22 protein-coding genes are annotated in these 25,690 nt (G+C 39.5%); 7 read left to right on the forward strand and 15 right to left on the reverse strand.

Going from position 1 to position 25,690, the window contains the following annotated elements; genetic code table 11:
* Positions 1–24: 24 nt before the first annotated feature.
* Positions 25–771 carry a LytR/AlgR family response regulator transcription factor gene (locus ACXZ1K_RS14495; RefSeq protein WP_458970386.1) on the reverse strand — a complete coding sequence of 249 codons (747 nt, stop codon included), beginning with the start codon at positions 769–771 and terminating at the stop codon, positions 25–27.
* Positions 772–796: 25 nt separating this feature from the next.
* Positions 797–1,807 carry a sensor histidine kinase gene (locus tag ACXZ1K_RS14500; protein ID WP_458970387.1) on the reverse strand — a complete coding sequence of 337 codons (1,011 nt, stop codon included), beginning with the start codon at positions 1,805–1,807 and terminating at the stop codon, positions 797–799.
* Between the two features lie 205 nt (positions 1,808–2,012).
* Between ACXZ1K_RS14500 and ACXZ1K_RS14505 the strand changes: the two genes are divergently transcribed.
* Complete coding sequence (locus ACXZ1K_RS14505; RefSeq protein ID WP_458970388.1) at positions 2,013–4,181, forward strand: outer membrane beta-barrel protein; 2,169 nt, start codon at positions 2,013–2,015, stop codon at positions 4,179–4,181.
* Here ACXZ1K_RS14505 and ACXZ1K_RS14510 read toward each other — a convergent pair.
* Together ACXZ1K_RS14510 and ACXZ1K_RS14515 are read right to left on the reverse strand one after the other, a co-directional pair.
* Positions 4,178–4,549: a hypothetical protein gene (locus ACXZ1K_RS14510; protein WP_458970389.1), complete on the reverse strand. Its 372-nt coding sequence runs from the start codon at positions 4,547–4,549 to the stop codon at positions 4,178–4,180. The two genes, ACXZ1K_RS14505 and ACXZ1K_RS14510, sit on opposite strands and share 4 nt — an antisense overlap.
* A 160-nt stretch (positions 4,550–4,709) precedes the next feature.
* A complete protein-coding gene (locus tag ACXZ1K_RS14515) occupies positions 4,710–4,967 on the reverse strand; it encodes a hypothetical protein (RefSeq protein ID WP_458970390.1) in 258 nt (85 codons plus the stop codon).
* Between the two features lie 51 nt (positions 4,968–5,018).
* On the opposite strand from ACXZ1K_RS14515, the gene dinB reads away from it, so the two are divergent.
* Entirely contained in the window at positions 5,019–6,101 is a 1,083-nt protein-coding gene (gene dinB, locus ACXZ1K_RS14520) for a DNA polymerase IV (RefSeq protein ID WP_458970391.1), read from the forward strand.
* A 179-nt stretch (positions 6,102–6,280) separates the two neighbouring features.
* Here dinB and ACXZ1K_RS14525 read toward each other — a convergent pair whose 3' ends face one another.
* From ACXZ1K_RS14525 to ACXZ1K_RS14555, 7 genes are all read right to left on the reverse strand, one after another.
* Positions 6,281–8,056, reverse strand: coding sequence for an alpha-L-fucosidase (locus tag ACXZ1K_RS14525; protein ID WP_458970392.1), 1,776 nt, complete (start codon positions 8,054–8,056; stop codon positions 6,281–6,283).
* Between the two features lie 122 nt (positions 8,057–8,178).
* Positions 8,179–9,870: a protein-disulfide reductase DsbD family protein gene (locus ACXZ1K_RS14530; protein WP_458970393.1), complete on the reverse strand. Its 1,692-nt coding sequence runs from the start codon at positions 9,868–9,870 to the stop codon at positions 8,179–8,181.
* Positions 9,871–9,876: 6 nt separating this feature from the next.
* Positions 9,877–10,323: a protein-disulfide reductase DsbD N-terminal domain-containing protein gene (locus tag ACXZ1K_RS14535; protein ID WP_458970394.1), complete on the reverse strand. Its 447-nt coding sequence runs from the start codon at positions 10,321–10,323 to the stop codon at positions 9,877–9,879.
* Between the two features lie 116 nt (positions 10,324–10,439).
* Complete coding sequence (locus ACXZ1K_RS14540; RefSeq protein WP_458970395.1) at positions 10,440–11,846, reverse strand: TolC family protein; 1,407 nt, start codon at positions 11,844–11,846, stop codon at positions 10,440–10,442.
* Positions 11,833–15,021: an efflux RND transporter permease subunit gene (locus ACXZ1K_RS14545; protein ID WP_458970396.1), complete on the reverse strand. Its 3,189-nt coding sequence runs from the start codon at positions 15,019–15,021 to the stop codon at positions 11,833–11,835. Before ACXZ1K_RS14545 ends, ACXZ1K_RS14540 begins: the two co-directional genes overlap by 14 nt.
* Positions 15,022–15,029: 8 nt before the next feature.
* Positions 15,030–16,229: an efflux RND transporter periplasmic adaptor subunit gene (locus tag ACXZ1K_RS14550; RefSeq protein ID WP_458970397.1), complete on the reverse strand. Its 1,200-nt coding sequence runs from the start codon at positions 16,227–16,229 to the stop codon at positions 15,030–15,032.
* A gap of 140 nt (positions 16,230–16,369) precedes the next feature.
* Complete coding sequence (locus ACXZ1K_RS14555) at positions 16,370–16,969, reverse strand: TetR/AcrR family transcriptional regulator (protein WP_458970398.1); 600 nt, start codon at positions 16,967–16,969, stop codon at positions 16,370–16,372.
* A 156-nt stretch (positions 16,970–17,125) separates the two neighbouring features.
* Between ACXZ1K_RS14555 and ACXZ1K_RS14560 the strand changes: the two genes are divergently transcribed.
* The 4 genes from ACXZ1K_RS14560 to ACXZ1K_RS14575 all read left to right on the forward strand — a co-directional run bounded on the left by ACXZ1K_RS14560 (position 17,126) and on the right by ACXZ1K_RS14575 (position 19,891).
* Complete coding sequence (locus tag ACXZ1K_RS14560) at positions 17,126–17,851, forward strand: LacI family DNA-binding transcriptional regulator (RefSeq protein ID WP_458970399.1); 726 nt, start codon at positions 17,126–17,128, stop codon at positions 17,849–17,851.
* The gene (locus ACXZ1K_RS14565; RefSeq protein WP_458970400.1) at positions 17,848–18,168 is read left to right on the forward strand and encodes a substrate-binding domain-containing protein; all 321 of its coding nucleotides are present in this window, start codon (positions 17,848–17,850) and stop codon (positions 18,166–18,168) included. The genes ACXZ1K_RS14560 and ACXZ1K_RS14565 overlap by 4 nt, the downstream gene beginning before the upstream one ends.
* Before the next feature lie 65 nt (positions 18,169–18,233).
* A complete protein-coding gene (locus ACXZ1K_RS14570) occupies positions 18,234–19,235 on the forward strand; it encodes a PfkB family carbohydrate kinase (RefSeq protein WP_458970401.1) in 1,002 nt (333 codons plus the stop codon).
* A gap of 2 nt (positions 19,236–19,237) precedes the next feature.
* Positions 19,238–19,891: a beta/alpha barrel domain-containing protein gene (locus ACXZ1K_RS14575; RefSeq protein ID WP_458970402.1), complete on the forward strand. Its 654-nt coding sequence runs from the start codon at positions 19,238–19,240 to the stop codon at positions 19,889–19,891.
* Here ACXZ1K_RS14575 and ACXZ1K_RS14580 read toward each other — a convergent pair.
* Complete coding sequence (locus ACXZ1K_RS14580; protein ID WP_458970403.1) at positions 19,888–20,217, reverse strand: helix-turn-helix domain-containing protein; 330 nt, start codon at positions 20,215–20,217, stop codon at positions 19,888–19,890. The genes ACXZ1K_RS14575 and ACXZ1K_RS14580 overlap by 4 nt on opposite strands.
* 163 nt (positions 20,218–20,380) lie before the next feature.
* Between ACXZ1K_RS14580 and ACXZ1K_RS14585 the strand changes: the two genes are divergently transcribed.
* The gene (locus ACXZ1K_RS14585) at positions 20,381–20,533 is read left to right on the forward strand and encodes a hypothetical protein (RefSeq protein ID WP_458970404.1); all 153 of its coding nucleotides are present in this window, start codon (positions 20,381–20,383) and stop codon (positions 20,531–20,533) included.
* A gap of 48 nt (positions 20,534–20,581) precedes the next feature.
* Here ACXZ1K_RS14585 and ACXZ1K_RS14590 read toward each other — a convergent pair whose 3' ends face one another.
* The 3 genes from ACXZ1K_RS14590 to ACXZ1K_RS14600 all read right to left on the reverse strand — a co-directional run bounded on the left by ACXZ1K_RS14590 (position 20,582) and on the right by ACXZ1K_RS14600 (position 25,611).
* Positions 20,582–22,633 (reverse strand): alpha-amylase family protein, encoded by a 2,052-nt coding sequence (locus ACXZ1K_RS14590; RefSeq protein ID WP_458970405.1) that lies wholly within the window; start codon positions 22,631–22,633, stop codon positions 20,582–20,584.
* Positions 22,634–22,725: 92 nt separating this feature from the next.
* The gene (locus tag ACXZ1K_RS14595) at positions 22,726–24,099 is read right to left on the reverse strand and encodes an MFS transporter (RefSeq protein WP_458970406.1); all 1,374 of its coding nucleotides are present in this window, start codon (positions 24,097–24,099) and stop codon (positions 22,726–22,728) included.
* Positions 24,100–24,123: 24 nt separating this feature from the next.
* Positions 24,124–25,611, reverse strand: coding sequence for a tagaturonate reductase (locus tag ACXZ1K_RS14600; protein WP_458970407.1), 1,488 nt, complete (start codon positions 25,609–25,611; stop codon positions 24,124–24,126).
* Positions 25,612–25,690 lie beyond the last annotated feature (79 nt).

Genomic DNA, 25,690 nt, shown 5'->3' on the forward strand with positions numbered 1-25,690 from the left:
AGCTAAGACTTGTAAAAATTACAATTAAGCACCTTCGCGACTTCGGATCATTTTAAAGAAATCTTCTTTGTAGGTCTCTCCTACCGGAATGGTTTGATCTTCGATATAGATTGTATTTCCATCAACCATTTTTATCTTGTCTACCGCAATAATGTAGGATTTGTGTACTCGATAAAAAGGTGGTTGAGGAAGTTGGGTTTCCAACTCTCTCAAAGACTGATAAGTAATGATCCTTTTACCTGGTGTATATATTGATATATAATTTTTTAGGCCCTCAACATACAGAATATCGTCGAAATTTACCTTTAAGAATTTATTCTTACTCTCTCCTTTTATAAACATAAAATTACTGGATGCCGTTGTTGCAGAAACTTCTGTTTTTACAGGTTCTGGAACAGGCTGGGGAGTTTGCGGTGGATCAATAAGCAACTGCGCTTTTTGAATGGATTTGTAAAACCGCTCAAAAGAAACAGGTTTTAACAGGTAGTCAATTACATCATGCTCAAAACCTTCCAGGGCGTATTCCGGATAAGCTGTAGTAAGGATAACTTTACATTTTGAGCCACATATTTTTAGAAACTGTATACCTGTTAGTTCTGGCATTTGTATATCCAGAAATACCAAATCCACTTTACCTTCCTGCACCCAGCCAAGGGCTTCAAATGCATTTGTAGTGGTACCCACGAGTTCCAGAAAAGGAATACGACGGATGTAGGTTGCAATAATTTCTGAGGCGTAAGCCTCATCATCAACAGCTATACAACGGATCATTTATATCGTTTTAATGATTGCGAATTTACAATTTTATAGTTAGAACCGTTTTATAGGCATCTTCATTTTTCGTGATATCCAACACATGTTTACTCGGATAAATTAGGTCCAGTCTCCTATGAATATTGACAAGACCTATTCCACTTGACCGGTCCTTTTGATGGTTATTGATCTGATTGGATACCTCGAAATACAGTTCTTTATTGTGAACAGCAACGACAATTTGAACAGGGTACTGCGAATTGTTAACAACTCCATGTTTGAACGCATTCTCAATAAAAGGTATAAGCAATAACGACGCGATGCGATGTTGTTCATTTACACCTTCAGTTTTAAACTCGACAAAGAAGTTTGGCGTAAAACGCATTCTGAAAAGCTCAACATAGCTCTCCAGGTATTCAATTTCTTTTACCAAACTAACTTTGCCATCAGGATTATCGGTAAGTGTATACCTCATTAAATCTGATAGGCGCATCACTGCAGATGATAACTGGTCTGACACGGGAATGGCAAGCGCGTAGATATAATTTAGGGTATTGTATAAGAAGTGAGGATTAATCTGCGATTTTAGAAACGATAACTCCGCCTTCATGGCTTCTGCTTTCAATTGCTTATTGTCGCGCTCAGTTTTAAAGGCATGCTGAGTACTCCAGATGGCCGCAGAAACTACAATATATTTTGTTCCGTAATATATATTGTCCTTAATATAATGTGAAATAGTCGTCTCGGGATCATAATTTCTCATGCCCAGGAAGTGAGGAAACAACACTTCTTCAATAAAATACCTTAACCCAATAAATACTGCCATTGCAACCAAAATTCCTGCAATCAATTGCGGAAACTTATATCTGTTAAGAAACCGTGGATATACCCAAAGAAAACACACATAGAACTCTACAATCTGAACGAAGCTAATGGAATATCCAAAATAGGCATTCTCGTCGTAGTGACCTTCTATTATCGTTCCCAGGAAAAAATAGCCGAGAAATAAAATCCAACAAATAATATGGATCACAATTAGCTTTTTATTATTCATTCCATAAAACTAAGAAAATGATGCTGACCCTTAGAATTTCTTATCCCAACGCTTCAAATTATCATCCCAACCTTGCATTATGGATGACGAACCTAACTTTAATATGAATTTACCATTGGGATAATATCCACGGGGTTTGGGATCATATTATTTTACCGGGCGTCAGCTATTTGCAAATTTGAATCATCAAACTAAGCAAATTGTTATGAACTCATTTAAAAAAGCATTAATCTTCCTGACGGCCTCAATACTAATCACTATATCTGCTGCAGGACAGGTAGATACCACTAAAACTACTCAATTGAAAGAAGTGGAAATTTTCAATAAAGTCCCTGAAATTAAAGAAAAAGCAGACCGTACTATAGTTGACGTTGAACGGATGAATACCGCTGGCGATAACGCGCTTGATGTATTGAAACGTGCTCCAGGAGTTCATCTTGATAAAGACGAGAATATCGTACTTAAGGGGAAAGTTGGCGTAACGGTGATGATAGATGGTAAAATGAGTTATATTACAGGTACCCAGTTGACTAACTATTTAAAATCTACCCCTGCATCGGCAATAAGTAAAATTGAGCTGATGTCTAACCCACCTTCTTCTTTTGATGCGGCGGGTACCGCAGGAATCATTAACATAAAACTAAAAAGAAATAAAATGCAGGGAGTGAACGGAAATGCAACTGCTACGGGCACTTATGGCAGGTACGAAAAAGGAACTGCAGGCTTAAATCTGAATTACAATGTGGGCAAGTTAAGTACTTATGCCCGTTTAAACGTAGGGCATTTCAACTCTTACAACAGACTTGTACTTAACAGGACTATCGGAAATACGCAATATAACCAAGTTAATTTATGGAGACCAATTACTGAAAGTAAATGGTTTACTACCGGTGCAGATTATTTTATGAACGATAAACACACTATTGGGGTGATGATAAAAGGTGACGACTCTCCTTATACCACCAATACGGTGAGTAATTCCATTAGTTATAACAACTTTAGTGATGTGACAGGAAAAGTAAATGTGACCAATCCACAAACTAATGGAGCCGGTAATTATGCATACAACTTAAATTATCGTTTTAAAATTGACACTAATGAAAGGGAACTTGGCTTTGATGCAGATTATGTCACGTATCAGAATTCGAGAAATGAGACCTACACCAATACTTATGCGAATGCTAATGGAACGCCAATTGGCCAACCAGTTTTACTGCGCAATAATGGTAGCGGAGATGTCAACATCTATGCGCTTAAACTTGATTATGTACACCCGATCAGTAAAACCTTTAAAGCGGAGGCAGGTTTAAAAACCAGTTGGGTAAGAACTGAAAACGACGTAAGATTTGATTCCTTAAAAAATGAAGGATGGGTAAATGCAGCCAATCGAACCAATAGGTTTTTATATACTGAACACATTAACGCAGGGTACATCTCTTTGAGTAAAAACTTTACAAATCTTGACCTTAAAGCAGGTTTAAGGGCTGAACAAACCATTGGCAACGGAACGTCTTCTGCAACTAATGTGATTATCGACCGTAGTTACGTTCAACTTTTCCCTAGTTTGTTTGCGGCATGGAAAATTGACACGGTCAATTTGATCAATGCAAAATATTCCAGAAGAATCAACAGACCATCCTACACCAGTTTAAATCCCTTTGCTTTCTACACTGATCCTTATACTGCACTACAGGGTAATCCGTTATTGATGCCTTCGTTTTCTAACAACATAGAATTGACCTATTCTTATAAAGATTTCAGGATTTTGAGTTTCAATTACTCCCGCACCAATAATCAGATATTTGAAGTGATCACACAGAATGACGTGACCAAAGAAAGCATCAGTACGCCAAAAAACCTGAACCAGTCAACTAACCTGTACATAGCAACAGGAAGCCCTTTCGATATTTTCAAATGGTGGAACACCAACAATGAGCTTGCAGTTGTATACGACATTGTAAAAACTCCAGTACAGGGGAGCCTATATAATATTGATAAGTTGAGCTGGTCTTTAAGTTCAGATAATACATTTACCCTGCCGAATAATTACCAAATGTCCTTGACCGGCACATACAGCTCTCCAGCGGTAAGTGGATTATTCAGAACGTTAGCCTATTACCAGGTAGACATATCTGCCCGTAAAACTTTTATGAAAAAAATGGCGACAGTTTCTTTAAAATTGAACGACATTTTTGACACTGGTAAATTTAGAAGTGTTTTAAAATACAATAACGTAAACACCTATTGGCAAAATGAATGGGAAAGCAGAAAAATCTCCCTAAGTCTAAGTTACAAATTTGGAAACCTGAAAATCAAAACCGCAAGGACCAGAAAAACCGGCACTGCGGAAGAACAAGGCCGGGTTTCAAACTAGGATTTAGATTTGGGCATTAAGAGCTTGATAAGATGCCCCCCTATTTTAGCACCTGTTTTACTGGAAATCAAGCCTACGAGAGTTTTGGTGATTAGGCCAGAGCCTTTAAAGACAGTCTTATTAAGCAGCAATGGAAGTGCGAAAGAAACAATTTTACCTGACAGCATATCATTGCTGTTGGGCTTTTTAATGGCAATTGGCAATTTCTTTCGCGGCTTGGGACCCAATATGTTACTGAATGAAAAACCAGTTGCTATTGCCCTGGCATCAGACAGGATATGATGACCATGAAGTTGTGCTTCTGACTTTAGCGCTAACTGCTTCTCCTTCAAATCCTTTAATCCATTAAAATTATATTTGTTTTTCATCCAAACATTTTTTTTTACCTTCAACAAAAATTTAGAATATGGAACATCACCAATCTGCCCAAGGACTCCAAACGTTAATTATTTTATTGTGCGTTGTAGCTGTTGTTATTTGCACTGCATTTTATCTTTCGTTTATTAGAAAGAGTAAAAACTCAGGACATTAATCTGGGTTATTAATTTCCAGTATTTCAATCTGGGCACCTAATTCATTAACAAGCTGCTGACTAAGATCGTCTTTGGTTTTCCAATGTCGTTCTGCACCTGTTGTTTCTGAATAAATATGACCTGACCGTTCCCCATTAATATAAATGATGTAATCACCTGTTTTAGGCACCTCTACCCTTATGGCATTTGGTTCACCATCAATTTCGACCGTAAATTCGTAGGGATTTAGGTCTTTTTCTTGCGTATTATCCATATTTTTTGCTCCTTGTACTTTACAAACAAAGGGTTTATAGTTATTGTTTGAGTGAGAAAAATTATCCACATTGATATGGATGCATTCTATGCATCAGTTGAACAGCGTGATTTTCCGGAATACCGCAATAAACCTATAGTAGTTGGTGGTTCACCAGAGGGCCGGGGTGTGGTTGCTACAGCAAGTTACGAAGCACGAAAATTTGGAATTAAATCTGCGATGTCTTCCCGTCAGGCCTATCAGCTTTGTCCCTATGCAATTTTTGTAAGACCACGCTTCGATGCATACAAAGCTGTTTCTATACAGATCAGAGAAATATTTAGTCGTTATACAGATTTAATCGAACCACTATCGCTAGACGAAGCTTTTCTGGATGTTACCGAAGATAAAATGAACATCGGCTCTGCATTGGAAATAGCTAAACAAATAAAACAAGCGATTAAAGATGAGTTAAACTTAACCGCTTCTGCGGGTGTATCCTCTAATAAGTTTGTTGCCAAAATTGCCTCAGATATGAATAAACCTGATGGCCTTACCTTTGTTGGTCCCTCTAAAATACAGGCCTTTATGGAGAATTTACCTGTAGAGCGCTTTTTTGGCGTAGGAAAAGTCACGGCAAAAAAAATGAAGAGCATGCATTTACACACTGGTGCAGATCTAAAGAAACTGAGCGAACAGGAATTAATCAATTGTTTTGGCAAATCAGGCAGTTTTTATTTTAGAATTGTTAGGGGTATCGACGAGCGGCCTGTCAGGTCTTCCAGGGAGGCCAAATCACTAGCTGCAGAAGATACATTTACCCATGATCTCGTAAATATTGAGGAAATGCATACAGAGTTAGGAAGGTTGGCAGACAAAGTTTCCGTAAGACTTGAGAAACATCAACTGAAAGGAAGAACAATTACGCTAAAGCTAAAATTTAGTGACTTCAAGCAGGTCACCAGAAATTCATCTTCTCCAAATTCTATAGCTGATTACACCACTATTTTCGAAACTGCTAAACTTCTGTTAGAACATATTGATTTGGAAGGAAAAACAGTTCGGCTACTTGGCATTTCAATGTCAAACTTTGGTGAACAAATGATCCCGAGAAGTCCGGATAATCCCTATCAGCTTACACTATTTGAAGATTAAAACAACTGTGTGTTTTCGCAGTTGACTAGAACTCTCCATCTGGTTATGTTTGTAATAAGTTTTTAATACTTGTTAAGATTATCTATTCTAAATAATTACCTAACGCTCTTAAATTATTTGTTACGCTCTTTATGAAAAACTAGCAGAAGCCGTCTACCTACGACTTCTGCTTTTTTTTGCTAAGGAATCAATACAATTTTCTTCATATTTACCGGGGCCCAGTTATTAGTTTCGGCAGATAACTTAATCGTATATAATCCTGCCTTACTAAAAGTAAACTTACCCAGCGTGACCTTTACATAATCGTTGTAGCCGGCTGTTTTTGGAATTGCTTTTGTGATCACCTGATCTCCTGAACTTAATTTTACCACTGAAGTGGCTGATGATGTTCCTACATAGGTTTCCAATGTATAAGTTCCGGGAACTTTAACATTAAACTGCCAAATGGCCGAAGATCTTGCATCTGTCCAAAAACCAATATTTTGCTCTTCTCCCCCTTCTGGACGCATGATTTCGGCGCCGCCTGGTGCGGAAAATTCTGCCAAACCAGGGTAAAGTACAATGCTGCCATCAGCCTCTGGACCTTGTATAAATGGAGTTACCACTGGCTTCCCTTTGACAATGATTTTAATAACGGTAGCAGTTTCATCAGGTGCATTTTGAGGCACGTTGATTATTACATTTCCATCCTCTTTTTTAAATACTAAGGACTTTCTATCTGCCAGTAACTGTGCCGAGGTTAGCGAATTGCTAAGTCCAGGAAGCAATAATTTACCGTCTTTTGGCCAATTAAACACATGCAGGTATAATATTGAGTTTCCATTTGTGGTTGGCTTTTCCGTTACTTTCCCCCAAGGTATTACTTTGAACGGCCCAGGTACTGTTCCGTAAATAGATTCACTATTTACTTTCATCCATTTTCCGATGTCTGCAAGGCGCTGAACAATTGGAGCAGGAAATTTTCCAGTTGGTTCCGGACCCACATTTAGCAAATAGTTACCGCCTTTTGACGAAGCTTCTATTAGGTTACGGATCAATTGTTTGCTTGATTTCCAATTGTGATCATCGGTTTTATAGCCCCAGGTATCATTCATGGTCATACAGGTTTCCCAAAGGCCTTTTATGCCAGTTGCAGGAATGTATTGTTCTGGCGTAAATAAGTCTCCTTTGATATCGCCACCCAACCTGTCGTTCGTTATAATCTGTGGCTGTAATTTTAAGAGCGGTAAAAATTTGGCTGCCCGTTCCTTTGTCATGCCAGTAGGAACATCCCACCATAATTCAGCTACGTCTCCATAATTGGTTAATATTTCACGCACTTGCGGAACGGCAACTTTATCAATATATTCGTCCATGCTTCCTTCCTGATCCTTATCCCAGTGTCCCCTTGCAGCTGCGCCTCCTTTATTTCCCCAATCGTTGGCCTGTGAATAGTAAAAGCCTAATTTCATACCTAATTTTCTGCAAGCTTCAGCTAAAGGTTTAATTAAGTCCTTGCCGTAGGGGGTGGCTTTTACCACGCTCCAATCAGAGGCTTTCGTATCGAAAAGTGCAAATCCATCATGATGCTTAGTGGTGATCACGATGTATTTCATTCCAGCATCTTTAGCCATTTTTACCCAAGCTTCGGGGTCATATTGTGTTGGATTAAACTGCTTTGCATATTCTTTATAGGTTGCTACTGGAATGCTTGCATCGTGCATGATCCATTCGCCCAAACCCGGCATATCTTTACCATTGTATTTCCCAGCCGGAATTGTGTATACACCCCAGTGGATAAACATACCAAAACGGGCTTTCTCCCACCATGCAGTTCTGGAAGTTTCTACTATTGCAGGAATTGGAGATTTGAATCCGGCGGTGTCTTTTAGATGATTGGCATGTAGCGAACCAGTGACTACAACGCTCATTAGCCCAAGTGTAAGAGCCTTAAGTGACGATCTATTGATATTCATAACGGGTTTTACTTGATTGTTATCTCAAAGATAGCCGACCATGAAAGCGTTTAATGAAGAATATTGTTAAATCATTCAGTCATTTTGGCTAAATGACTGAATGAGATCATTTCATACTTAAATTATTTTTTAGCAAATGCGTCAAGACCGCTTTGAAGATATTGCACATATTCCGCCACATCAAATGTTGCACCTACGGGTTTAACCAAAGGCTCCAAATCCTGGCTAGTCAACACATAAAATGGCTGAGAATTGGTATTGTATCTACTTGCCTGGAAGTCGCCATTCCACCACCCTAAATCATCGGTTTTATGTCTAAGGATCTTTGAATTGTGGATTTTGCTTTCTGGCATCTTGATACTCCGCTCGTCTACATACAATTGGATTAGCACGTATTTTTTGATCAAATTTGCCACCTCAGGTTTTATCCATACATTATCTTCCATCCTTCGGCAGTTGACGCAAGCCCAGCCTGTGAAGTCCAACATTACGGGTTTATTTACTTTTTTGGCGTAGGCAAGACCTTCTTCCAGTTCAAAGAATGGCGTAAAACCGATAGGGTTTTTGAAATGAGAACCGTACTTAACCGAATCAGGGAAACTTTGATCCTTTAATGATACTTCAGAACTACTCCCTGAAAGAATGAAATCCTGGGTATTCATAGGAGGTGCCAGACCGCTCAAAACACTAACAGGCGCGCCCCACAATCCCGGGATCATGTAAACTGAAAATGCAAAAGAAAAAATTGCCAGAAAAAGCCTTGGAACAGAAATATAAGGTAAGTCGCTGTCGTGAGAAAACTTCAACTTACCCAAAAGGTATAGGCCCATGAGGCAAAAGATCACAATCCATAAGACTAAAAAAACCTCACGGTCAAACCATTCCCAATGCCAAACAAGATCTGCAGCCGATAAAAATTTTAGTGCAAATGCAAGCTCAAGGAATCCCAGGCAAACTTTTACACTATTTAACCAACCGCCGGATTTTGGCATAGAACTGAGGAAGCCTGGAAATATTGCCGATAATGTGAAAGGTAGTGCCAATGCCAATGCAAAGCCAAACATACCCACTGCAGGGCCTAGGTATGTGCCTTTGGAACTGGCCTCTACCAATAAAGTACCTATAATTGGTCCGGTACATGAAAAAGAGACCAATGCAAGAGATGCAGCCATAAAAAATATCCCGCCCAAGCCTTTGCTAGTGTCAGCCTTTTGGTCAATCTTGTTTACAAATGAACTTGGAAGGGTTATTTCAAATGCTCCAAAAAATGATATTGCGAAAGTAACCAGCACAAGGAAAAAGAAGAAATTAAAGATGCCGCTTGAGCTGAATGCATTGAGTCCGGCAGAGCCGAATAGAATAGTAATTAATAATCCAAAGGCAACATAGATCACAATAATGGATAATCCGTAAATCAACGCCTGCCCAATGCCCTTTTGTTTACTACCCGCTCTTTTTGTGAAATAGCTAATGGTTAACGGAACCATTGGGAAGATACACGGCATTACAAATGCAAGAAACCCTCCTATCAGTCCGGCGATGAATGTTTGCCATAATGTTTTCTGAGCCTCTTTAGTAGGACTTATGGCCTTTGAAGCCACCTTTGCAGCACCCACAGAATCGGTAATGGATTTGGCAGCAACAGTAGCTTTAACAGCGGTATCAGCGACAGTGGTATCTGGAACTATCTCTGTAAATTCAAGATCAGAAACCGCAGTATCTGTGGTCTGAGCATGTATCGAGACTAAACTAAAAAAAAAGAGTACTCCTACCAGGAGCACTCTTAAAGTAATTTTATAATAATTAGAATTCATTTACAATTAGCTAACAGGAATAGAAAATTCGATAGTTTCTGGCGGCAGACATTGATGATCGTCGCAAACCATGAATTCAACGCTTCCTTTAACCACTGTTTTGGATGGTCCAAGTTTAACTTTTTGTTGGAACGTAACTGTTTTTTCAAAATAGCTTACGTTCATATCAAAAGTTTTCTCAAACTTAACAATTGGCTTTGGCTCTATAGTCTTGCCTACCAGCGTGTAAGCCTTTGCAGGTGCAAAAGTAAACGTAGTTTTGATAGGTCCACCTTCACCAACGTTTTGAGAATAGATGTGCCATCCCTGCTCAATCGTCGCCCTAATTAAAAGGGTTGCCTCTGTTTTAGAAGTTCTTTTTGCTACGTAACCCCATTTAACAGGCTTGAGAATCTGCCCGCTCACCGAAAGGCTAAATAGCACTGCAAAAGCCATTAAAAACAAGTTTTTCATATTTCGTCCTTTTTATGTGTTACCAAAACTAACGATATTCAGGTGAATATAGTTTCTTTTACCTCCACAATTTGACACAGACGCCTTTAAAATTACTTACAGTTTATAATTAGGGATTACGCACCCCCTCCTAATGACCGGTAAAGACGAACAGTTGCCGACAAACGTGCTGTTTTGAGCGTGGCCAACTCTAATTCGCTTTGCAGATAATTGCTTTGTGCGGTGATTACTTCCAAATAGGTTGCCATTCCATTTCTAAATAAAAGATTGGAATTTTTCACCGCTTGCTGTAGAGTGGCTACCCGTTTTTGAGAAATGTCGTATTGCTGTTTCAATTTTTCAATTTTCACCAGTTCGTCAGATACTTCGCCTACGGCATTTAATACCGACTGCCTGAATTCCAAAACCACTTTCTCGCGGTCTATTTTAGCCAGTTCATAATCTGTTTTCAATTGCTTACGCTGAAATATAGGTTGTGTAATTCCACCTCCAACAACACCAAACAATGAAGCCGGGAGGTTAAACCAGTTGCTCGCTTTTAGAGAGTTTAAACCACCACTTGCAGTAATACTTAAAGTAGGATACAAACTCGCTTTTGCAATTCCCACCTTTGCATTGGCAATGTTAAGAGATAGCTCAGCAGCTTTCACATCAGGTCGGCTGCTCAGCAAAGCAGTGGGGAAACCTGAAGGCAGATTGGATGGGATGGTCGACCTTTCCAAACTAGCCGTTCTGGCAATTGCAGAAGGAAGTTGACCAGTCAAGATGCGCAGTGCATTTTCCTGAACTGTAACGGCCTGTTCCAATTGAGGGATTAATTGGGCAGCAACCAGTTGTTGGGCCTCTGCCTGTTGTATAGCCAATGAAGTTACCTGTCCGGCATCAAACTGCATACGAATGATCCTTAAGGTACTATCGTTCAATGCCAGGTTCTTTTTGGCCACTGCCATTTGCGCATCCATCATAAGCAATTGGTAAAAACCTTGAGCTACATCGGCTACGATTCTTGTTTGTAAAGCTTTGCGGGCCTCAGTAGTTTGTAAATAAGTTGCTAGGGCAGCTTGTTTACGACTCCTGATTTTGCCCCAAATATCGGCTTCCCAACTTAATCCCAGACTGGCATTATAGTCTTCGATATGAGTGATACCAAACTGGCTGGCGCTTAGACCATTTAGTCCATTATCAGACGGTCTGTTCGAACTTGCAGTTACCTGTAAATTAAGAACCGGCAGGTTGCCCAAACGGGATTGGCTGAACAATACCTCCGAGGCTTCAATATTCTTTAGCGCCAGTTGCAGATCGTAATTTCTGACCAAAGCAGTATCGATCAGTTTCTGTATTTCCGGCTCCAAAATAAACTCTTTAATGGGCAGGGAAGCTATGCTTGTTGAATCACTAGTTACAGCATTCCTGTACGCCACAGGTGTAGCATTAGCAGGGATTGGAATGTCTTTTGAGATTTTACATCCTTGCGCAATAAGCGCAAGGAATAGGAAGATATAGCTATAATTAGGCGTTTTCATATTCAAGTTCTTTAACGTGATTAAAATTTTGACCAACAGCACGAGGGGTGCCGCTAAGTTTTTCCTGGAGGTGTTGGAAAATGATGAAGAGTACGGGAATAACAAACAATCCCAGTAGTACTCCTGATACCATTCCACCCGCTGCACCGATACTGATGGAGTGGTTACCCTGCGCAGAAGGGCCAGTTGCAATACTCATAGGAAACAATCCAAATACAAAGGCCAATGAGGTCATGATAATGGGACGAATTCTTAATCTAGCGGCTTCAATACCCGCTTCTACTAGTCCCATTCCAGCCTTTCGTTTCTGTACAGCGAATTCCACGATAAGGATCGCATTTTTAGCAAGCAATCCTATAAGCATGATGAGGGCGACCTGTACGTAAATATTGTTTTCTATACCGGTTAAACCTAACACCACAAATACACCAAAAATACCTGTTGGAATAGAAAGTATTACTGCTAGCGGCAATATATAACTCTCATACTGTGCTGATAGTAAAAAGTATACAAACACCAAGCACAGGAGAAATACTACTGTTGATTGACCACCAGACGAAAGTTCTTCGCGTGTTTGGCCAGAAAACTCATAGGCAAAGCCTGATGGCAGTTGCTCTGCGGCAGTTTCCTGTATGGCCCTGATGGCATCGCCGGAGCTATAACCAGGCTTAGGAATCGCATTGATCTGTATAGAATTGAACAAGTTGTAACGTGATACGGTTTCTGATCCGTAGATTCTGGTCAGTTTCACTAAGGTGTTAATAGGAACCATTTCACCAGCTTTATTCTTTACAAATACCCTGTCGATAGATGAGGGATCAGTCCTGTCGGCAACATCTGCCTGTACAATCACTCTGTAATACTTGCCGAAACGGTTAAAGTCTGAAGCCTGAGCGCTACCAAAATAGGCCTGCATGGTTTGCAGGATGTCCTTAACATTCACACCCAGTTGGTTTGCTTTGTCATCGTTTACTTCTAACTGTAGTTGTGGGTAGTCGGCTTTAAAAGTTGTAAAAGCAAAGGCAATTTCTTTTTTCTGCATTAACTTGCCAATAAACTCGTTCGCTACACCACTGAATTTTTCAAGTTTGCCACCTGTTTTGTCCTGAAGCACCAAATCAAGCGCCTCAACGTTACTGAATCCGGGAACAGTTGGAAAACTAAATACAAAGAAGGTACCGCCAGTGATAGCCGCCAGTTTACCACGCATGATGTTTTGGATTTCATTGATATCCTTAACATCGCCTCGGTCCTTGTTAGGTTTAAGCAATACGAAGAAGACCGCAGAAGAGGGACTATTGGAATTGGTTAACAAGTTAAACCCAGAAATAGCGGTAACAAATCTTGCCGCAGGCAATTCCCTAACTGATTCTTCAGCTTCTCTTAGAATTTTGGTTGTTCCGTCTAATGAGGTTCCTGAGGGTGTTGACATGGATACCGCAATAAATCCCTGATCTTCTGTGGGTATGAAACCAGATTTGGTATTGATCACCATAAAGATAGTGGCAACAACAATGACAACTAATCCCGAAATGGCCACCCACTTTTTCTTAATAAGGAATTTTACACCATCAATATATCGTCCAGTGACTACACCAAATGCGCTGTTAAAGCCAGTATAGAACTTTTGTACAAACCCGGTTTTAACAACAGCTCCATGTTCATCGACATGGGAACTCTTTAAAAAAAGCGCAGCTAGCGCAGGACTTAAAGTTAGCGCGTTAACTGCTGATATTACAATTGCTATAGACATAGTAAAAGCAAATTGTCTATAGAAAATACCTGTTGAACCGGTCATGAAACCGACTGGTAAAAATACCGCCGCCATCACTAAGGTGATCGATATAATCGCCCCTGTAATTTCATGCATGGCTTTCTTTGTGGCAGTTTTGGGACTCATTCCCGGATGGTGCTCCAGTTTAGCGTGCACCGCCTCGACCACTACAATGGCATCATCGACCACAATACCGATAGCCAATACCAGCGCAAATAGGGTTAGCAAGTTAATAGAAAAACCAAAAAGGCTCATAAAGAAAAAGGTGCCCATAAGTGCGACCGGAACCGCAATGGCAGGAATTAAAGTAGAACGGAAATCTTGAAGGAAGATGAACACCACAATAAAGACTAAGATAAACGCCTCAATGAGTGTATGTTCTACTTGGCTAATGGACTCATCAAGCGCAGTTTTTGTCCGGTAAAACTGATTATATTTAATACCGGCAGGAAAATCCTTTGCTGCTTTATCCATCAGTTTGTCTACTGCAATTTGTATTTCGTTGGCATTTGAACCCGCCAATTGAATTAATCCGATACCAATTCCATCTTTACCATTTAAGTGGGTTGCACTTGTATAGGAATATGCACCCAGCTCAACACGGGCAACATCTTTTAAATGCAATACTGAACCATCTGCATTGGCACGAATGGCAATGTTTTCGTATTCTTCCGGTTTAGTGAGCTTGCCTTTGTATTTAATAACGTATTCAAATACTTCCTTGCTTGTTTCGCCCAATTTTCCCGGTGCAGCCTCCAGGTTTTTGTCCTGTATGGCAGCCATCACTTCGGCAGGCGTAATTTTATAATCTGCCATTTGTGTTGGATTAAGCCAAACACGCATGGAATAGTCTTTTACCCCACCAAATATAACAGCAGAGCCTATACCCGGAATCCGCTTGATTTCTGGGATGATGTTGATCTGTGCATAATTTGCAACAAATGTCTGGTCATATTTTTCAGGATCCTCTGTATAAATGCCGATGGCTCCGATTAAACTGTTTTGTTGCTTTGTTGTAGTAATGCCTTGTTGTACCACTTCGGCGGGCAATTGACTGGTGGCTTGGGCAACACGGTTTTGGACGTTTACCGCTGCTTGATTAGGATCGGTTCCCTGTTTGAAATACACGGTGATGGCTAAAGTACCATCATTACTAGCAGTTGAGCTCATGTAGCTCATGTTTTCCACGCCATTGATGGACTCCTCAAGTGAAGGAGCTACAGAACGCAATACTGTTTCCGCATTTGCGCCTGGATAAACAGCTGCTACCAGTACTGCAGGGGGAGCGATATCCGGAAATTGCTGTAGTGGCAACTTGTTGAGGCCCAGAGCACCGAGTATGACGAGTAAAATGGAAATAACGGTGGCCAGTACGGGCCTTTGTATAAATATTTTGAACATTATAGTAGTTATTTTTTTGAAATTAATTGAGCAACCTTTTCAGCTGGTTTTTCAGGTTTGATGACTTGGCCTTCCTGAAGGCGATCTATACCACTGAGTACGATCTGGTCACCTATTTTAATACCATCCTTAACCAGGTAATTTGTCCCGCTTTTGGCAAGTATGGTGATTGGCACTTTTTTAACTTTGTTGCTGTCTGCCAAAGTAAATACAAAGATTTTATCTTGCATTTCAATAGTAGCTGATTGTGGCACTGAGAGGGCATTTGTATGCTCCACGCCCATACGGATCTTTCCAGTATTTCCAGAGCGCAATAAACCTTGTCTGTTAGGAAAAGTTGCTCTCAGAGAGATAGAACCTGTTTGTTTATCAAACTGCCCGTCTACCATGTCTATTTTTCCTTGTTGCGCATAAACTGTTTGATCAGCAAGTACTAGCGATACATCAGGTATATTTTTCATCCGATCTGAAATTGATTTACCAGTATACCTTTCATTGAAACTGATGAAGTCATCCTCTCCTAACGAAAAATAGACATGCACTTCGTGTGCATCGGAAAGTAAAGTAAGCGGGGCGGCATCTGCGGCACTTACCAAACTTCCTTGCTTTTTCGGTAACCTACCAACATACCCATTTACCGGTGCCTTAATTAATGTGTATCCGAGGTTAATATTTGCGGTGGCTACCCCAGCCTTAGCTTGTTCAACATTTGCCTGTGCAACCTCAGCGGCAGCTTTTGCACTTTTAAGCTGAAATTCAGACACCACCTTATTGGCCACAAGCGGCGTCAGCTTCTCCACCTCCAATTGGGCATTGGTTACGGCTGCTTTTGCAGATTGCAAGGAAGCTTTAGCATTGTTTAACGCTTCCCTAAAAGGAAGTTCGTTGATTTTGAAAAGCGGCTGTCCTTTTTGAACCAAGGCACCTTCATTTACAAAGATCTTTTCTAGCGCTCCCGAAACCTGAGGACGAATCTCTAAATCTACTGCTCCTTCTATTGATGCGGGATACTCAATAAATGTGGTTTCCGAACTTTTAGCAATGGAAATAACCGGAAGTGATTGTATAACAGGTGCTGCTACCTGCATTTTCTCGCCGCCAGTGCAACCGTGGAGGGAAAGCGAAATAAATAAAATAAAAAATATCTTAACGTTAATAGATCGTTTAACAACGTTAAGTAAATGTGAGTAAGGAAGGTTATATTTCATGATAATTGTATTTTAAAATTTGTTTGTGATTAATTGTGAGTGAATAGTGACTAAGAAAAATTGTATTGCTAACATGCTGTAAGTCATTTAACAGCGTTAAGTAGAATTTGTAAAAAAAAGGGTTCTCTCTAACCCATTAGTTAATCATTGATATTTTTAATTATTCCCTTTATTGCGTCTTGTAAAATATGTTGATTCATCTCCTGTCCCCTACCTTTATTAACCAAATTGATCGAGATCAATCCGTGGATGATCGACCAGAAAGTGTAATACTTTCTACATATAAATTCTTCATTTGAATTTTCGGGTGTAACCAGTTTTTCAATAACATCCCAAAACTGGTCATCTGCTATCTCTGCCTCCGGCATGGACTTTTTTAGTTCACAACAGTTCATGTCTACACCATACATTAAACGGTAAAGTTCTTTGTTTTCAAATGCGAAATTCCAATAAGCAATCCACATTGCTTCCAGTTGTTTTTCAGGTACCGTCTCCGTATTCATGGCTTCGCGCACATCGCGGCCTAAAATCACATAGCCTTTCCTCGTTAATTCTAACAAAATACCTTCCTTGTTGGCAAAGTACTCATATATTATAGGAGCGGTGTATTCAATCTTGTCCGCAATTTTGCGCATACTTAGGGATTGCCAACCTTCATCTTTTACAATATCAAGGGCAGCATCCAAGATATTAATCCTGGTCTCATCCTTCAATCTCGCAATGCGTTCCTTACTTCCCATAATAATTATGATAGGCGTAAATAATTTAACACCGTTAAGCAAATGTAGAAACACCTTACATAAAATCTATCATATATTTGTCAAATACTAAAAACTGATGGAAAAGCTTAGTTTTACGAGACAAATGGAATAAAAATGCAAGTAGAATAATCGGGCATGAGCAAAAACGTAACTCTTAAAGATATTGCAAAGGCATTGGACTTATCTATTTCCACTATCTCAAAAGCACTAAACGATAGCTATGAGATTAGCTCGGATACTAAAAATATAGTTTTGGCTTATGCAAAATCCCAGCGCTATTCTCCAAATCGAATGGCTAAAGGTCTGAAAGAAGGTAAAAGCAGGTCAATTGGCGTTGTTGTTTGCTCATTAGATAATAACTTCGTTTCACAAATGCTTGATGGGATTGACAAATACAGCACTGAAAAAGCTTACCAAATCATTATCATGCAAAGCAAGGAATCTCATGAACAGGAAATTGCCTGCTTATCCCTCCTTTACGCTGGAGGTGTAGATGGCATTCTTATCTCACCCGCGTACCAAGGCGTTGATTTAAGTTATCTGAATTCACTTCAAGAGAGTGGTTTGCCGGTGGTTTTGTTTGACAGGTTGAGCGATCAGATTGAAACACATAAGGTAGGTGCCGACAACTTTAAAGGAGCTTATGAAGCAACAACCCATTTAATAGAAGCGGGTTATAAAAAAATAGCGCATTTAAATACAAATACAACTTTGAGCATTACTACAGAGCGCTTAAACGGCTACAAAAAAGCACTCTTAGACAATGGAATTGAATTTAGATCTGAACTAGTGAAGTTTTGCGACTATGCAGATACCACTACACTGACAAATGACCTTGAAGATTCCATAACATATTCATGAACCTGGAAGAAAGACCGGATGCCATATTTACTGCTACTGATCAAATAACAACAAGATGTTTAGCTATTTTAAATAAATTTAACTACAAAATCCCAGAACAAGTTGCTATCATCGGTTTCACAAATACAGACCTCGCCGAGGCTTTAAATCCATCACTCAGTACTGTGCATCAACCCGCATTTGAAATTGGTGTGCAAGCCGCGCAGAAACTTATTTCATTAATTGAAAGCAGATATAAAGTGACAGAATTTGAGACTATAGTATTAGACACAGTTTTAATGGTTAGAGATTCTACCCGAAATCGTTTGCGTGGTTAATTAGAGAGAAATTTCTTAGGTTAAAGATAATACCTGTATAATTGCAACATTGTTTCTAACCAACTATGCAAAAGAATCTTGATGTATTGGTATTTGGCGAGTTGCTGGTCAGGCTTAGTTCGTCTGGTGAGTTTCTAAAAGGTGAAGAAGATCGCATTTCCATTTTCCCGGGTGGATCTGAAGCGAACGTTGCGGCCTCTCTTGTGCAAAATAAGTTACCTGTTACTTATTTGACTGCTCATCCAGAAAACGCATTAGCAGGTGCCGCATTGGAACGCCTAAATTCTTTAGGGGTGAATACTTCCAGATCTATCATTTCAGGCACCCGTTTGGGTTTATATTTTCTTTTATCTCCGAACGGCCTTACTAATGGAGAGGTCGTATACGATAGAAAATACTCATCGTTTAGTATGTTAGCACCTGGTCAAATTAACTGGGACGAAAAAATGAAGGGACACTCCTGGTTTCACTGGTCTGCGTTAACCCCTTCTTTAAATTTTAATACCTACCTGGTAATTGCTGAAGCATTGGATGCTGCAACCCGGCACGGATTGAAAATATCTGTAGATCTGAATTATAGAAGCAGGCTTTGGGATTATGGCCACGCTCCAATTGAACTCATGCCCAAACTCGTAAAGCACTGTCACGTTATTATGGGAAACATCTGGGCAGCCAATAAAATGCTTGGTACCCCGGTAAATGAAAATCTAAATCGTGATACTAGTCCGGAGATTTATTTTAAGGAATCTATTAAAAGTTCAAAGGATATTTTTGCAAATTTTCCAGTTTGTAAGCATGTCGCCAACACGTTCAGGTTCATGGACAACAGTTCACACAATTTATTCTACGGCACTTATCATACAAGAGATAACGACTACTGTTCAGCTATTTTAGAGACCAACAAAGTAGTGGATAGAATTGGAAGTGGCGATGCCTTTATGGCTGGACTACTCAATGGCATTTTAACAGATTTAGACGGACAACAAATTGTTGAAATGGCAACCAATGCAGGTTATAACAAGCTTTTCATCAAAGGAGACTTTGGAGATGGCAATTTTAGCGGATAAAAATGAAAAAAAATACGTTACAGTACATCACGCAATATCCAGTAATTCCCGTCTATTATAACGACGATGTAGAGGTATGCTTAGAGGTTTTGAAGAGCTGCTATAATGGAGGAATTCGTGTTTTTGAGTTTACAGATCGCGGTGCGAATGCAATGGCAAATTTTAAGGTGATGCTCAGTTACAGGGACAAAAATTTACCAGAACTTATTTTGGGTATTGGAACCATAAAAACAGTTGAAAAAGCAGAACAATATATAAATCTTAAAGCCGACTTTCTTGTTAGTCCTGTTGTAAAAAAAGAACTTGCCGCAATTGCAGCAGCGCATGACATTTTCTGGATACCAGGCTGTATGACTCCAACGGAGATAAGTGCAGCAGAAGAACTTAATGCAAAATTGATAAAGCTATTCCCGGGGGATTTATTAGGTGCAAACTTTTTAAAGGCAATTAAACCATTGTTCCCAACACTTAAGTTTATGCCAACGGGTGGTGTGAGTCTGGAGGAAGAAAATGTGAGAAATTGGCTTAGTGCTGGCGTATCCGCCCTGGGGTTAGGTTCGAAGCTCTTCGATAAACCTGTTAATGCTGTTGGATATGATTGGCTTTCAAGCAGGTGCAGTAAAATGTTGGAGTTGGTTAAAAGTTTCGAATATTAATTCCTGCCATTTTCCTTATCGTACAATTCTATAATCTTACTTTGAAGCCTAATCACCGTGGCCTCCAGCTCGCTTATTTTATTTGTAAGACCGCTTATGATATCTGTATGTCCCCCTAACTCGTCTTCCCCAACCTCAAATAACTGCCTGAAGGACAATCCATGTATACCAGCAATTTGATTAATCCTGCTAAAGTTTGGGTCGGTAATATTGGTTTCAAGCTTCGAATAAGCGGGGATAGAAATTTCCAATAAATCAGCCATCGCTTTCTGAGTTACGCCCTTTCTTTGTCTCAAAATTTTAAATTTCTCTCCTAAAGTTTTCATAAACACTAATTAAGTTACCAAACAATGAAAACAAAATTAACGATTATTAAACTAAATAACTAGAAACAACCCAAATGTTCCTTAAGATTATTTTTTATTTTGTCTCAGGATAAACACCAGGAGCATTAAGGCCACTGACAGGCCCGATAACCCAGGAAATAGAATGAAGATATACAGAACACCACAAACCAAGATGAGCGCAAGAATAAACAAAATTCCTTTTAGGGGAGATTCCATTTTGAAGGCCGCTATTATCGCAAATACGAAAAATACTGCCGCTATGGTATATAAAAACATATGCAAAGATGCACTTTAAATGTTAAGTTAATGTTAAGTCATCCATAGGCTAAGAATTCAAGAAAGTTTAAAGTTGCAGTTTCAAAATATCTGCATTATTCCCATCGATGCGATAGTGAAAACTTTGATCTATTACAACTTTACTTCCAGTAAAAAGCGATGTAGCAGTATACTGTTTATCGGTAAGTCCTAGTCTACCTAAAGGAATTTCGTAATCCATCCCATCTTTTGAGAAATTAAATAATGCCAGGTATAAATATTTCCCAGCTCGCTTTAAGAAAATTGAACCTGACCTTGTGCCCGTATTGCCGTCAAGAGGTATAAACGCTTTTCCATCACGAGCAATTTCCAATAAATCCATATTCTGTAAAAGACTCTTAGACCTTTCTGTCCACGGTCCATTAGTAGAAAAATCATCACCTGTAATCAATGTTCCGGTGATTAAAGCTGAAGCAAGTCTAGCGTTATTTGAACCTTCGCTTTCGTTATCAAATACAACATGATCAGCGTCAATAAAGTTATATACATTGGTTTGCCACCAGCCATAGTTAACACTATTTAAAGTGTATTCTGTATCCTTAACAGTTTTCCAGGCATCGCAGGCTATTCTTCTTACATGTGCATATCTCCCTGTAGCTAAACTCGGTGAAATGGCTGCGTATATCAGCATTTTATTATCTAGTCTTTTAACTAAATACTCCATTCCAACCCGATATGCTTGCATACCAGTTTTAACAGATGGATCGAAGAAACTGCTTGATTCTGCTGTTGCATGTCCTAAAAAGTCGATTTTAATCATTTTAAAACCGCAAGCATTTAATTTATCGATGATATAATCTATGCGTCTTAAAGTACCGGGGTGAGTAGGATCGAGAGCCCTGGCTCCGTCAAAATCATGATAGCCATCTTTTACTTTAGTCCACATTTCAGAGAACTTATAGTTGCTCCCCTCTGCTTCCCTATCATTTTTCGATTTAAAACCCCAATCTGTAAAAGGGGCCCAATATACACCTGGCTGCAGTCCTTTACTTTTGCAATGATCTGCAAACTCCTTCAGCTTGCTGAAATCGCCGCGCATCCCTCCGGTAAAATTATCCCAAAATGAATCCAGATCAATGTAGGCGGTTTGACCACTTCTAAACTTGGGAAGCGCTGTGGCAAAATAATCTACGACCTTAATGGCTTTTTCGTAACTCAGCTTCTCTTGTATCACACCCCAGCTGTTCCAACCGAATGGAACTGGTTTAGTCCAATTGAATACATATGGTGGTTCTTGTAACCTGTTTGCCTTACCATATTCCGATAATCCTTTTCTCCAATCGGCGAAATACCCCACAAATACTTTAGGGGATTTAACCATATTACCGGAGACGGACCCGTGACCAATCTTGTCTCTGGTAACATCCTGATCCACGTATCCTCCAAACACATCCAATTCTTCTAGCTGATCCATTTTACCATGAGTTTTGACACCTGTTTTCCAAACCGTGTGTTCGAGGGAACCGACAATCAAACCTTTGCGACTATCATTATCATAGATCGCACCAACCTCCGAACTGGTATTATCAGTTTCGTTAGCTGTAGATTTTGCATCATAGCGAATGAAAGTGTCATTATCAAATGGCACAAACAACACCCGGTTATCGCCTTTGGCGTAAAGATTTACTTTTTTGGAATAAACCGGACTCATCTTATTACTAGAGAGGTTAGCACCTTTTAATATGACCTCTGAAAAGAAATAATCTCTATCTCCATATGTATAAAACACCTGTTCCATGGTGGGCATACCTGCTTTAGTAAGTACCACGGTATACTTTTTACCTTGCCCGAATTGGTCATTAATAGCTATTTTATTAATCTTTAGCGATGTATAATTTGTACTCTTCAAAAACTCGCCACCATTTAGAACCTTGCTTAAAGCAGAAGAAATTATGGTCTGAGATCCAATTTTAACATCGTAAGTCCCTAAAGAAGTGTAGTAAATTATGGAAGAGGATTTCCCAAAAGGAATAACATACGAATTTAACCTTTTGATTGTCGCATTGGCACAGGCTTGCTGTGCTAAAACAAAGCAGGTGATCAGGATTACATTCCAGGCTACAACTCGAATCTTATACATATATTTCACTTTAACTAACTCCAAAAGTAGAGGTAAATTTAAGCGTATAATTCTGTGTTACTGCCATTACATTATGTAATATTAACAGTTTCTTATAGATCCGTAATCAGCTTGTATTTTGGCACCAGTATTTTCATCACTAGCCAGGCTACAAGATAGGCCAGGGCACAGATGGTAAACATAATGGTATAACCAGTTTCAATAGTTCCAAGTGCTTTGTATTTATCAAATAATGCACCACCTAATTTAGTGATGAAAACACCCCCCAAACCTCCTACCATTCCTCCTATACCAACTACGGAACCTATAGCTTTTTTTGGGAACATATCTGATACGGTAGTAAAAAGATTGGCAGACCAAGCCTGATGTGCGGACGCACCAATTCCAATCAAAACAACAGGAATCCAAAATGTTATGTGTCCTAAAGGCTGTGCGGCGAGAACCACAAGTGGAAAAAATGCGATCATCAACATTGCTTTCATGCGCCCATCGTAGGGCGCATATCCTTTGTTAATGAAATACATGGGAAACCATCCACCCCCAACGCTGCCAAACATCGTCATACTGTACAATACTGCAAGTGGTAACATTACTTGGGTATCCACCATTCCATACTGATCTTTTAAATAGGCGGGTAGCCAAAACAAGAAAAACCACCATACTCCGTCTGTCATAAATTTGCCGACCACAAATGCCCAGGTTTGTCTGTAACCCAATAACGCAAACCAAGATATCTTTGCATCAGCAGATACCGGCTCCTTAATTGCTACAAAGCCCTCAATTTGCTCGTCATTAATGTACTCCAGCTCTTCTGCCGACATTCTCTTTTGCTCTTCTGGCTTATCATAATATTTAAACCAAAATATCAACCATAGAAATCCTATGCCTCCAATTAGCAAAAAAGCAGCTTCCCAACCCCACTGCTTTGCGATAAAAGGCACCGTAAGTGGTGCTAGTACCGCACCAACGTTTGTTCCTGAGTTGAAAATACCGGTAGCGAATGACCTTTCTTTTTTTGGAAAATACTCGGCCGTTGCTTTAATTGCTGCTGGAAAATTGCCTGCCTCGCCAAATCCAAGTATTGCTCTTGAAAACATAAATCCTGCAATTGAGATCGATATTGAAGCAATACCGGCAAATCCTAACGCTGTTGCAATCCCCTGTCCTATTGGGATAGCTAAAGCATGTACAATGGCTCCAATGGACCATATAATAATTGCCCAGGCATATCCTTTATTAGTGCCGAGCTTGTCTACTATACGACCTGCAAAAAGCATGGATATTGCATAAGTAAATTGAAAAACAGAAGCGATGTTTGCGTAGTCACTATTACTCCAGCCAAAAATATCCTCCAAATGAGGCTTAAGAAGACTTAAAACCTGTCTGTCTAAATAATTAACAGTAGTAGCAAAAAACAGCAGTGCACAGATAGTCCACCTGTATCTGGTAACTTTTTTCCCGTTCATTATATTTGGTTTGGTGTGTTATTATTATTTTAGGTTGCTCATCGCAGCAACAATTCCATGCTCATTAATATAGTGATAATTTTTTTCAACTTGTGCTAAAAACTCTGGATGCAAGGCTAAATTATAACTCCAAAATACATTGTCATTTAATACGTTTCCAGGATATTCAGAAACATCGGATTTTCTATAAAAATATTCGGCCTGATCATCAGTTATGGCATAATCATGCCCATTATAGCTTCCGAAATATAATTCGCCTTGTTTTTTAGATACCTTCATAAAAGTCAAATAGGCGGAAAAACCAAAAGCAATTCGTTCAGGCACAGCATCAAAAAGCTTAAAATACTGGATCAGTACCGGTAAAATTCTGATCTTTAGTTTCATGCTGTACTGAAAAGTAATGCTCAGCCACTGATGCTCAATAAAGGGATTGGCAAATCTATCTAAAACTGCTTTCGAGAACTTATAAGACTCTTCTAAAGCAACATCATAAGGAATTGCCGGAACGATTTCCGAATGCATCACTTGATCAATATAATTTCTAATCTGCATATTGTTCATTGCTTCAGAAACAGTAGGTATTCCTGAAAGAAAGGCTATACCACATGCCAAGGTGTGTGTTCCGTTTAACAGCCTCACTTTAAGTTCCCGGTATATTTCTATGTCAGGCTTTATGACAACTCCATCGTCTGCGCTTTCCAGATTGACAATACTCGCCGCACGTTCATCCCCCTCGATCGCCCACAAGCGATAAGGCTCGGCCATAATTAGCAACTCATCCTGATAGCCTAAATCATGCGAGAGTTCCGATCTGGTCCGCTCATCTGGTTTACCTGGAATGATTCTGTCTACCAGCGAATCGCAAAAGATCGCGTAATTCGTGAGCCATTCGGAGAACTCAGCTTCTAGACTATTGTAAGCAATCAATTCCTCTACAATTGACTTTAGTTTCTTACCATTATTTGGAATAAGTTCTGTTGCGATGATGACAATAGCAGCACTTTCGTCTTTTAGGGCCTGATACCTGCTGTATAAGACTGCCAATAATTTTGCAGGATAAGAAACCGGCGGACCTCCGTGTATTGATTCATGAAGTAGAACAATACCCACTTCAGTAGTGTTAGAAACGATAATCTGCAGTGAGGCTAGTTTTGCCAAATTCAATACCTCATTCCATTGGTTATTGGTAGATAAAACCCGGCTAATAGAAGAATTAATAATGTTTTCGCTTACCTCTTTACCATCGCTCAGTCCTCTTACACATATGGTAAAAAGCCCATCTTGTTTTTCAAAATCAGCCAAATCGCCCTTGCTGGTAGATTTTACTACCACAATCCGGCCGTTAAATATTCCAAGTTTATTGGCTTTGTCTATGAAGTAGTCGGGAAGTCCCCTCAAAAGAACGCCAGTACCAAATTGCAGTACTTTTTCAGGAAGATCAGAAATAGCGGGAGAAGTAAGTTCGTTAACGGCAGTATTAACGCTACTGAGTGTTTGTTTTGATAAAATCATTTAATAAATTCATACAGTGCTTAAACAAGTCTACATAAATAATATATAGATTAAATGCATTGTATTGATTTTATTTACG

The sequence above is a fragment of the Pedobacter jaeyakensis genome, assembly GCF_054461315.1.